The organism is Pseudoalteromonas sp. SR41-8 (assembly GCF_014163915.1).
GTDB lineage: Bacteria > Pseudomonadota > Gammaproteobacteria > Enterobacterales > Alteromonadaceae > Pseudoalteromonas > Pseudoalteromonas rhizosphaerae.
Map to the genome: position 1 here is coordinate 74,626 of NZ_JACJEE010000019.1, position 11,036 is coordinate 85,661.

The 11,036-nt window shown below is 41.6% G+C and carries 9 protein-coding genes and 4 tRNA genes; 4 read left to right on the plus strand and 9 right to left on the minus strand.

Annotation, left to right across the window (positions count from 1 at the left end):
- Positions 1-119: 119 nt before the first annotated feature.
- From tuf to murB, 8 genes are all read right to left on the minus strand, one after another.
- On the minus strand, positions 120-1,304 hold the full coding sequence (tuf, locus tag H5162_RS13715) for an elongation factor Tu (RefSeq protein ID WP_182758002.1): 1,185 nt from the start codon (positions 1,302-1,304) through the stop codon (positions 120-122).
- Positions 1,305-1,438: 134 nt separating this feature from the next.
- Positions 1,439-1,514, minus strand: a tRNA-Thr gene (locus H5162_RS13720).
- 12 nt (positions 1,515-1,526) lie between these two features.
- Positions 1,527-1,601, minus strand: a tRNA-Gly gene (locus tag H5162_RS13725).
- Positions 1,602-1,646: 45 nt separating this feature from the next.
- Positions 1,647-1,731 (minus strand) — tRNA-Tyr (locus H5162_RS13730).
- 39 nt (positions 1,732-1,770) lie between these two features.
- Positions 1,771-1,846, minus strand: a tRNA-Thr gene (locus H5162_RS13735).
- Positions 1,847-1,966: 120 nt separating this feature from the next.
- A complete protein-coding gene (locus tag H5162_RS13740) occupies positions 1,967-2,662 on the minus strand; it encodes a type III pantothenate kinase (protein ID WP_182778781.1) in 696 nt (231 codons plus the stop codon).
- Positions 2,659-3,651: a bifunctional biotin--[acetyl-CoA-carboxylase] ligase/biotin operon repressor BirA gene (birA, locus tag H5162_RS13745; RefSeq protein WP_182732635.1), complete on the minus strand. Its 993-nt coding sequence runs from the start codon at positions 3,649-3,651 to the stop codon at positions 2,659-2,661. Before birA ends, H5162_RS13740 begins: the two co-directional genes overlap by 4 nt.
- Complete coding sequence (gene murB, locus H5162_RS13750) at positions 3,648-4,658, minus strand: UDP-N-acetylmuramate dehydrogenase (RefSeq protein WP_182778782.1); 1,011 nt, start codon at positions 4,656-4,658, stop codon at positions 3,648-3,650. Before murB ends, birA begins: the two co-directional genes overlap by 4 nt.
- 143 nt (positions 4,659-4,801) lie before the next feature.
- Between murB and H5162_RS13755 the strand changes: the two genes are divergently transcribed.
- A complete protein-coding gene (locus tag H5162_RS13755) occupies positions 4,802-6,646 on the plus strand; it encodes a M1 family metallopeptidase (protein ID WP_145242742.1) in 1,845 nt (614 codons plus the stop codon).
- Positions 6,647-6,712: 66 nt separating this feature from the next.
- On the opposite strand, the gene H5162_RS13760 is transcribed toward H5162_RS13755, so the two are convergent.
- Positions 6,713-7,351: a DUF2057 family protein gene (locus H5162_RS13760; RefSeq protein WP_182778783.1), complete on the minus strand. Its 639-nt coding sequence runs from the start codon at positions 7,349-7,351 to the stop codon at positions 6,713-6,715.
- Between the two features lie 89 nt (positions 7,352-7,440).
- On the opposite strand from H5162_RS13760, the gene H5162_RS13765 reads away from it, so the two are divergent.
- From H5162_RS13765 to H5162_RS13775, 3 genes are all read left to right on the plus strand, one after another.
- Positions 7,441-7,812 carry a histidine triad nucleotide-binding protein gene (locus H5162_RS13765; protein WP_182778784.1) on the plus strand — a complete coding sequence of 124 codons (372 nt, stop codon included), beginning with the start codon at positions 7,441-7,443 and terminating at the stop codon, positions 7,810-7,812.
- 227 nt (positions 7,813-8,039) lie between these two features.
- Positions 8,040-8,696, plus strand: coding sequence for a response regulator transcription factor (locus H5162_RS13770; RefSeq protein WP_145242736.1), 657 nt, complete (start codon positions 8,040-8,042; stop codon positions 8,694-8,696).
- Between the two features lie 135 nt (positions 8,697-8,831).
- Positions 8,832-10,988, plus strand: coding sequence for an ATP-binding protein (locus H5162_RS13775; RefSeq protein WP_145242734.1), 2,157 nt, complete (start codon positions 8,832-8,834; stop codon positions 10,986-10,988).
- Positions 10,989-11,036 lie beyond the last annotated feature (48 nt).

The following is an 11,036-nucleotide window of genomic DNA, read 5'->3' on the forward strand; positions in this document are numbered from 1 at the left end:
TTGCTACAAAGCACCTACGCCTATGGGTAACAGCGCCACCTTCACATGACGTAAATCGTAGGCATTAAAAAAGGCCACCGAAGTGACCTTTTTCTAACAATTAACTTAAAAGTTAATTATTACTCTACGATAGTTGCTACTACACCAGCACCTACAGTACGGCCACCTTCGCGGATTGCGAAACGTAGACCTTCATCCATTGCGATTGGAGAGATTAACTTTACAGTCATCTTAACGTTATCGCCAGGCATTACCATTTCTACGCCATCTGGTAACTGTACGTCACCAGTTACGTCAGTTGTACGGAAGTAGAACTGTGGACGGTAACCTTTGAAGAATGGAGTATGACGACCACCTTCATCTTTAGAAAGTACGTATACTTCTGAAGTGAATGTTGTATGTGGGTTGATTGAACCAGGCTTAGCTAGTACTTGACCACGTTCAACGTCTTCACGTTTAGTACCACGTAGAAGTGCACCAATGTTCTCACCAGCACGACCTTCGTCAAGTAGTTTACGGAACATTTCAACACCAGTACAAGTAGATTTAGTTGTATCGTTGATACCAACAATTTCTACTTCGTCATTGATGCGGATGATACCAGCTTCAACACGACCAGTTACAACAGTACCACGACCTTGGATTGAGAAAACGTCTTCGATAGGCATGATGAATGGCTTATCGATGTCACGCTCTGGCTCTGGGATGTAAGAATCAAGTGCGTCTGCAAGCTCAATGATCTTGTCTTCCCACTCTTTCTCGCCTTCTAACGCTTTAAGCGCAGAACCAGCGATTAGTGGTAAGTCATCACCTGGGAAATCGTACTCAGAAAGAAGTTCACGAACTTCCATTTCTACTAGTTCAAGTAGCTCTTCGTCATCAACCATGTCACATTTGTTCATGAATACGATGATGTAAGGAACGCCAACTTGACGAGAAAGAAGGATGTGCTCACGCGTTTGTGGCATAGGGCCATCAGTCGCAGCAACAACAAGGATAGCGCCGTCCATTTGAGCAGCACCAGTGATCATGTTTTTAACATAATCGGCGTGTCCAGGACAATCTACGTGTGCGTAGTGACGAGTAGGCGTATCGTATTCAACGTGTGAAGTTGAGATTGTGATACCGCGCTCGCGCTCTTCTGGAGCGTTATCGATTGATGCGAAATCTTTAGCAACACCGCCGTATACTTTTGCAAGTACGTTAGTGATTGCTGCAGTTAGGGTAGTTTTACCGTGGTCAACGTGGCCGATTGTACCTACGTTTACGTGCGGTTTTACGCGTTCAAACTTTGCTTTTGCCATGACGGAACCTATCAGTTTTGTGTATCTAGATTACATATGAAAATAATCCACCAGAGGTAGATTAAGTTAAATTTTTCAAATTTCAAATAGTATTTTCTGACAGATAAAGGAAGTAATCAAGAAGATTCTAAGACTGGTGCTGATAGGCAGAGTTGAACTGCCGACCTCACCCTTACCAAGGGTGCGCTCTACCAACTGAGCTATATCAGCAACACCAGAAACTGGAGCGGGCAGCGGGAATCGAACCCGCATCATCAGCTTGGAAGGCTGAGGTAATAGCCATTATACGATGCCCGCGTTAGCAACCTGTTCTTAAACTACCTCTAACCGTCAAGAATAAAGTGGTGGAGGGAGCTGGATTCGAACCAGCGAAGGCTGAGCCGTCAGATTTACAGTCTGATCCCTTTGGCCGCTCGGGAACCCCTCCACGATAATTCTTTACTAAACACTTTCGGTAAAAGGAAAGTGGTGCCGACTAACCGAGTCGAACGGTTGACCTACTGATTACAAGTCAGTTGCTCTACCAGCTGAGCTAAGTCGGCACTGCTTTAGTACGGGGCGAGATATTAGAGGAAGGTTGGTGGTGATGCAACAAGAAAATTAAAAAAAATGTGATTTTATGTGCCGAACGCTCACAAATCAGGCAAAACAGCCTGTTTTTATTAATTTTTGCTCAATTCATACCAGTAATTGAGCCCCTTCATCACTAATTGCGGATCATAAATCGCGTCTAAAAATTGCGCTTTCAATAATGCACCATAGCCACCAGCAAAAATTAGTTGAGGTTTTTTATTGGTTAAATGTAATTTTGCTTGTTCAACAGCCCCTAAGGTTGCCACTAGCGCGCCATTTTTTAAACCATTAGGTGTGTTTACACCCAGCTCATTCGCAAAAGGCGTGTTGGCATCATCAAAAACACGCTGCGTATTCTGTGTTAATGAGCGTGTCATGAGATCAAGGCCAGGTAATATCCAGCCCCCCAAATGTTGTCCTTGTGCTGTAAGTACATCAATTGTTGTGGCTGTGCCTGTATCTATCACAATGCAATCTTGTTGCGGCCATAATTGAAAAGCAGCAATTAAACCAAGCCAGCGATCAATACCTAAATTACTAAATTGTTGATACGCACAGCTAAGGTTACTCAATTGTTTAGTCACTTTCGCTTCAAAACATGGCACCTGAAATGCCAATGCTTGTGCTAATAGCCCATTGAGTTGCTCATTTTTACCAACACTTGCATAAACCAGCTCGTTAATTTTCCGCCAAGGTAGCGCACTAACATCACACGGTTTGATTTCGCCTTGCAGGCATAGCGCTGCTTTAAGTGCTGTATTACCTACATCGATTAATAATCTCATTGAACTGCCTTGCGTAGTGAAATTTCACCACCGTAATAGCTTTTAACCTCACCATCTTGGCGAATACGAATACCACCTTGTGGATCTATGCCTTCACAGATACCACGCCAGCTTCTATGCCCAGTATTTAACTCCACACACTGTCCTGCAAAGGCGTTGAGTTCGTTCCACTGCTGATACATGTCATGCAAGCCAGTTTGACTGTACTGCGCTAATCGTTGCTCAAGGTGGTATGTTAAATGTGCCACCAGCTGATTTTTATCAATCTGTTGGCTATGTTGGCTCAAATCAGTCCACGCTTGGTCGATTTGCTGGCTGTAGCTTGTGGGCATTTGCAAATTAATACCAACGCCTATTACGAGCTGACATGGTCCTTGTGGCTGACCATCTAATTCGACCAAAACACCTGCGAGCTTTTCTTTATTAAGATAAATATCGTTTGGCCACTTGAGTTCAATATCTAACTGATACAGTGCTTTTAACGTATCGTAAACAGCTAAGCCTACTGCGATAGACATACCCATTGCGGCTTGCAGCCCGTCATCTAAGCGCCAGAAATAACTATAATACAAGTTCGCACCAAATGGAGACTGCCAAACGCGTCCGCGTCGCCCACGCCCTGCTTGCTGCATTTCCGCGACGACGACAGTGCCTGAATCTAGTGTTTGTTTAGCCGCAATACGGCGCATTAACTCACTGTTAGTCGAATCAATGATCGGATGCACTTCGATATGTGCCGTACTGGCGTTCAAGCCTTGATAATATTGCTGGATCTTATTTTGCTCTAACAAGCCCACGGAGTTATTAAGGCTATAACCCTTACCGCTAACTTTAAAAATATCCAGCCCCATCGCTTGTAAACTTTGCATATGTTTACTCACTGCGGCGCGACTAATGCCAAGTTGCTCACCAAGTAATTGCCCAGAGATAAAGCCCCCCTGATTGAGCGCATTTAAGATTGCTAATTTATTACCATCCGGCGCCTTCATGCTAACTCCCCTAAACCGATATGGCATTCAGTATCATTATTCATCAAGCGAACTTCATGCTGTAAGCTTATTTGATAACATTGCCATATTTGCTGCTGGATATGTTGAATCATTTTAATTAGGTCACTGCCTTCACTGCCACCATGATTAACTAAAACTAACGCTTGTTGCTGATGCACTTCAATTCCTGCGATACGGTACCCTTTTAACCCTGCTTGTTCTATTAACCAACCGGCAGCTACTTTATGGTGGTGTTCATCATAGTAATAATGAGGCAACTGCGGATACGCGACGAGCAATTCGCTAAGTAACTGGTTTTCTATAATTGGGTTTTTAAAAAAGCTTCCGGCATTGGCAAGTATGTAAGGATCCGGTAATTTGCTGTTACGAGTTTTAATCACTTGCTCAAAAACCGTCTGCGCCGTTACCGACTCAAGCTGCTGTAAAGGACCATAGCTTAACTCTGGCTGCCAAAGTTTTGGTAATGCCAATGCAACGCAAGTGATCACTGCTTTATTTTTTAATTGATGCTTAAAAATAGACTCTCGATAGCCAAACTCGCATTGTTGACAACTAAGGCGGATGAGCTGCTTAGTGGCGATATCAAAATATTCTACGTATTCAATAAATTTTGCCAGCTCTACACCATAGGCACCAATATTTTGTACCGGTGCTGCGCCAACTGTACCGGGGATCAAAGCAAGATTTTCAAGCCCAGGCATCCCTTGTTTGAGCGTATATGCAACAAGCTGATGCCAGTTTTCTCCTGCAGCAACTTCAAGTAAGTAATCATTGTCGCGTTCAATGATGGCGATACCGGTAGTCGCCATTTTAATTACAGTGCCTTGATAATCGCTTAAAAATACCGTGTTACTACCTTCACCTAAAATGCAAAAAGGGCTATCAAACGTCAGTAGCTGTAATTGTGTAAGGTCAGTTATTTCGCACAGTTGTGAACACTGGCTCGGTAAAGAAAATGTATGAAAAGCTTGCAAAGAAAGAGCCACAAAATGCCCCAAAGGTTAATCGTCACTAATCGCAATAGTGTAACCTATCGTCGCAAAACGCGCATCAGATTGTAAAAATTGCTCAACCCTGATGGTCAATCATGATATAAAACCTGCACTTTTTATTTCCGTCCAGGGTCAATATGAAACTTAAACCGCTTTTTTTAAGCCTCGCTATGGCTGGTATGTGCTCTCAAGCAATGGCGAGCGCCATTGATCAAAATTCCTATGCTAATCTTGATGATGTTATTACTACACACTTAAATCTTGATTTAGACGTTGATTTTGCTGACAAGCAGTTAGAAGGTTTTGTTGAGCATACGTTACAATGGCAAAATGCCGACAGCAAAACATTGGTACTTGATACCCGTGACTTAGATATTGATAAAGTAATGTATCAAGATCAAACTGGTGGCTGGCATAAAGCAAAATTTACCCTTGCTGCACGTGATGATGTTAAAGGCTCAAAGTTAACTATTACTTTTAAAAACCAAGCAGCAAAAGTACGCATTTACTACAATAGCCGCCCAGAAGCATCAGGCTTACAATGGTTAACACCTGAGCAAACAGCCAGTAAAACTCATCCGTTTATGTACAGCCAATCGCAAGCAATTCATGCTCGTAGTTGGATCCCAGTACAAGATACACCAGCGATGCGTGTAACTTACTCGGCACGTATTCATACACCTAAAGATGTTCGTGCGGTGATGAGTGCCGACAACAAAGATGCACTTTATAAAGATGGCGATTACATTTTTGATATGCCTCAAGCAATCTCTCCTTACTTAATTGCGATTGGCGCTGGTAATCTAGAATTTAAAGCTATGTCACGCCAAACCGGCATTTTTGCTGAACCAACCATTTTAGATGCATCAGTTGCTGAATTTGAAGACACGCAAGCGATGATCGATAAAACAAGTACCATGTATGGTGAATATGCTTGGGGGCGTTATGACCTCTTAATGTTACCGCCGAGCTTTCCTTTCGGTGGCATGGAGAATCCACGTCTGTCGTTTATCACTCCAACGGTTGTTGCTGGCGATAAAAGCCTAGTTAACTTAATCGCTCATGAGCTTGCTCACTCTTGGTCTGGCAACTTAGTAACCAATGCTACATGGGAAGACTTATGGCTGAATGAAGGTTTTACCTCGTACGTTGAAAACCGTATTATGGAAGAAGTTTATGGTCGTGACCGTGCGGTTATGGAGCAAGCGCTTGACGCTGCGGGCCTACGTGCTCAACTTAAAACTATTGCAGCGCCAGATACTCGCCTTAACTTAAAACTTAATGGCCGCGATCCGGACGATGCATTCAGCTCAGTGCCATATACTAAAGGCCAGCTATTCTTAATTTACCTTGAAAACAAGTATGGTCGCGACAAGTTCGACCCATTTGTAAAAGCCTATTTTAAAGAGTTTTCATTCAAATCTTTGACCACCGCAGAGTTTGTTACTTACTTAAAAACGAACTTAATTGAACAGTATCCAGGTGTTGTTAGCATGGATAAAGTAAACGAGTGGATTTTTCAGCCTGGCTTACCGAGCGATGCACCAAACCCAACCTCAGATGCATTCGATAAAGTAGATAGTGCAACAGCAGCATGGTTAAAAGGTGACACAACTGCCGCACAACTTCCTACGGCAAATTGGACTGTGCATGAGTGGTTACACTTTTTAAATAACTTACCACGTGATTTAAGCCTAGATAAAATGGCGATGCTAGACAGCGAGTTCAACCTTACACAATCAACTAACGCAGAGCGTGCTTTTGCTTGGTTTATGCTTGCGGTTGGCAATGGCTATCAACCTATCTATCCAGCACTTGATAAACACTTATCAGGTATTGGCCGTCGCAAATTAATCGTGCCGCTATACAAAGCTCTGATTACTAATGGTAAACGTGAATGGGCACATGAAGTATACCTAAAAGCGCGCCCGGGCTACCACCCACTTGCGCAAGGTACTATTGACGACTTGTTTGCTAAGTAATAGCTAAATAACGAAAATTAAAAAGGGCGATTTATTCGCCCTTTTTGCTATCTATTTTAATCAGTGCTATTTATTTTTAGTGACTTTATCAATGAAAGCTTGCCGCTCTTGAGCACTGGCTTGTTGCCACCAAAAATCTAACATGGCGGCAGCACTAGGCGCATTACCTGCATTAGGTGCAGGGCGAGAAACTGGAGCTTGTAAATTAGCAGCCATCGGTGCAGCTCTGGTTGCTGATGCTACTGTTGGTGCTACTTGCACTGTCGCAACTTGAGAGTTAATACTACTTGTCAAATCGGGCTCAGCTATAATGACTAGCGGCGTGCCTAATGACGCCCCTTTTGCTTGTAAGCTCACTTGTGGCGCTTCTGCAAAAACTTCTGCTGCTACCGCATTATCAGCACGGTTAAACACCACATCATAATCTGTATTGGCAGCAATGGTCATCGTCACCCAAAATGGTTCTGAGTCGATAACTTGATGCTCATCGTAACCTTGCTCGTACAAATCGGTGTATTTAAGTTTGAGCTGATATACGCCAGGAACCAGCTCGACTTCATCAACACGGTTGAAAAATGAATGCTCAATTTTCTTATCGCCCACTTGTAATGGCACTATTTCTTCAGGAAAATTGACGGTTTCGGCCACGCTTGTCGCACTCAAAAATAATGACACAATACCGCTTAATAATAAATGTTTACGCATAATAGCTCCTTGTTGTTTGATTTCAGTTTGACACTGCAGGCAAAGTTTGTCATTAGTGACTTTAGTACAACCGACAAAGAGCCCTTTAAATGAGCCAAGAAACTATTTTTACTAAAATTATTAACCGCGAGATCCCAGCTGATATCATCTACGAAGATGAGTTTAGTTTAGCGTTTAGAGATATCAACCCACAAGCCCCTTTTCACGTGCTGATTATCCCGAAAAAAGCGATTGCGACCATCAATGATATTACCGAGCAAGATGCGCCAATTGTTGGCCACCTGTATGTGGTTGCTGCAAAAATAGCGAAACAACAAGGCTTTGCAGAGGATGGTTTCCGCGTGGTAATGAATTGCAATGAACATGGCGGGCAAACTGTTTATCATATCCATTTACATATGCTAGCAGGTAAAATAATGGGGTGGCCACCTTACCAAAATAAGACTAAAGGTTTACTTTAAACGGCTTAACTGTAAATATTTGTAAAAAAAATTAACTTTGAAAGAAAATGTTATTTGCTATTAATTTCAAATTGTTACAAAGTTTTTTAAATGTATCTTTTATGACGAATACGATAAACGTTATAAAACTATGTCTATCTTACCCTAAAGTAGGAAATTTCTAATACTAAAGGGGCGGATTGCATGTTAGGATTGATTAGTCAACTTTATTCAAGAGTATAGTAAGTATGAGTAGTTCTGCCTTTTTGTTACTAGATCTAGAGCCAATTAATACAATTGGTATTAATGTATTAGAGCCTTTATTAAAAACCCAAGGGCTCAATGTTACTACCGGAACAAATATATCTGACGTTCCTGAGGGAACGCGTTTATTGTTTATCGAAACATCAAGCCAAGACGCTTGGGGGAAATTGAAAGAGCAATTGGTCAATCTACGTATTAAGTGCGATATCGTATTATTCAACTTAGACGAAAATCCAGAACTAGCTAATCGTGCATTGTTAAGCGGTATTCGGGGTGTTTTTTATACTACTGACAATGCTGATGTGCTAATGAAAGGCATTCGTTTATTACTCGAAGATCAGCTGTGGTATCGTCGTGATATCATGTGTAACGCATTAAACCGTATGTTGCAGTTCAATAAAGACGCATTACATAAGCTCACTGACGGTGATATTGAACCTGTAAAATTAACTAAACGCGAAAAAGCAATTATCTCCTTAATGAGTAACGGCTCTAAAAATAAGGAAATAGCTGAAGCGTTAAGCATTAGTCCACACACTGTAAAAACTCATTTATACAGCGCATTTAGAAAGACAAAATGTCGTAATCGTATTGAATTATTATCGTGGGCACAACAAAATATTCCGGACGAAATTCGCTAATCTAGTAACTCTTATTTTAATATTAAAACAGGTACTTTGTGCCTGTTTTTTTTGTTTATTCTAGAGCACGATATTTGCTAACAAATGCAATTGCCATTATTCTAAACTCGTCATCCTGATCTGCTTGGAATATGAATGCTCGACTCCCTCACGCTCTACTCTGCCAGTGCCGCCATGATGGTCGTCATGGCACTACTCAACTTTTTAACTTGGCGCGCCAACAAAAACACTCCAGGCACAGTGTTATATATTCTTTATCCTTTAGTGCTATTTATTGCTCTAATGAGCTTTGCCTTACACGGTCGTCTCGATAGCATTATCACTATTGTTCTTGCTAATAGTTTATGGTTTAGCGCGTCCATCATCCATGCATTAGCAATCAGCCAATTTTTAGGTTACCGCGGCAAAGAGTTTCGGTTTTTTGTATTAGCAACCTTGTTTTGCGGAGCATTGCTAATGTACTTTACCGTAGTTGATTCTAACCTTCGTAATCGTATGTTGGCCTCTGATTTACAGCATATAAGCGAAGCACTGTTTTTACTGTACTTATTTATTCGCTTTGCCCGTAAGCCCTACCCCAATGGCAGCATTGTCTATATTTTGATCCTGACCATTATTAGCTGTATTTTTGTCGGTCGCGCTTTTTTAATGGAAGATGTTAACAATTTCACACTGTTAAAAGAAAACTGGTTTAGCGTGACCTTACTGGTTAATGGCGTGATCGCCCCAATGTTTTATACCACCGGGATGGCGTTATTATGTAACGAGCGCAGAGAGCAAAACCTCAATCAGTTAACTAATAAAGCGCAAAAAGATCTTGAAATAAGAGGCTTATTTTTATCTACCATTAGTCATGAAATTCGCACTCCCCTTAATGGTATTTTAGGTAGTGCGCAATTGATCTTAAATCAATCAACAGACCCGCGAGACAAACCTTATTGCGAAGCCATTATAAACTCCGCCGAATCACTTAACTTGTTAGTGGATAAAGTGCTTGATTACGCAAGCCTTGACCAACACAACGAAGCACTTTATGAAGAGGATGTAGAATTTAAAACTTGGTTGCATAACTTATGTTTATTACTTAGTCCATTAGCCGAGCAGAAACGCTTAAAGTTTGAGTTAATTTATAACCTCCCAGAGCAAGCTTGTTATTACTGCGACCAACAAAAACTTCGGCAAATCATCATTAACCTCGTTGGTAATGCGATTAAATTTACCGACAAAGGTGAAGTTAAAATTCGCGTAGAGTTATTAGAGGAGCGCCAACTTGAACATCATATTCGTATTAGTGTAATTGACTCGGGGCCTGGCATTGAAGATGATGAAATAGAATACCTTACAGAGCCATACGTACAAAGTAGCGCAGGTAAAGAAAAAGGCGGAACAGGCCTAGGCCTTGCTATCACCAGCCGCCTACTAGCCAAACTGGGCTCCCAACTTGATATTACCAGTGAGTTAGATAAAGGCAGTTCGTTTAGCTTTGATATCACGCTTGTGCTTGGCGAACTCAGCCTTGTTGAACAGCGCCATCAATCAAAAGATTATTTAACTGGATTAGATGTATTACTGGTCGAGGATTTAGATTTAAATCAAAAAATAGCCATAGAATTTATGGCTGATGATGAGCATAAAATCAAGCTCGCCCGCGATGGTAAAAGTGCTATTAACCTGATGCAAGAGTACCACTTTGATGTTGTGCTATTAGACATGAACCTGCCAGATCTGACTGGCCAAGAAGTACTTAAAACCCTCAAAGGTATGGAGCATAAAAATCAACGTACCCCAGTACTCGCCTTTACTGCCAGTTTAAGCCCTGACGAAATCAAAGAGTATTTCTCATTAGGAATAAAAGACATTGTTGGTAAACCAATTAAACAACAAAAATTACGCCAAGCATTAAGTGATTCACAAAGCAGCCATGCACCCAGTATTGCCGTTGAGCTGAGTGATGTTTTATATGACAATACCGCAGCAGACACATTAAAAAGCTCTTTTAGTGAAGACGAGATTTCATCTATTTACAACGAGTTTGTATTATCCGCACGCAACAAGCTGATCCGTGCTCAACAATTATTAGACGAAGATAAAGAACAATGTATTAAGCTGCTCCATCGCCAAGCAAGCACCGCTTTACAACTCGGTTTTAACCGCTACGGCATAGAGTTAAAAAAAATAGAACGACGCTTACTCGACAACAAACCGCTTAAAGAGTCACTCACAGAAGCATTGGTGTTATGGCAAAATAGCCTTGAGCAGTATTTAAAGTATGTCAGGGAGCAGATGAGTTGACGAATTGGCGAGTTGGCGAGTTGGCGAGTTGGCGAGTTGGCGAGTTGG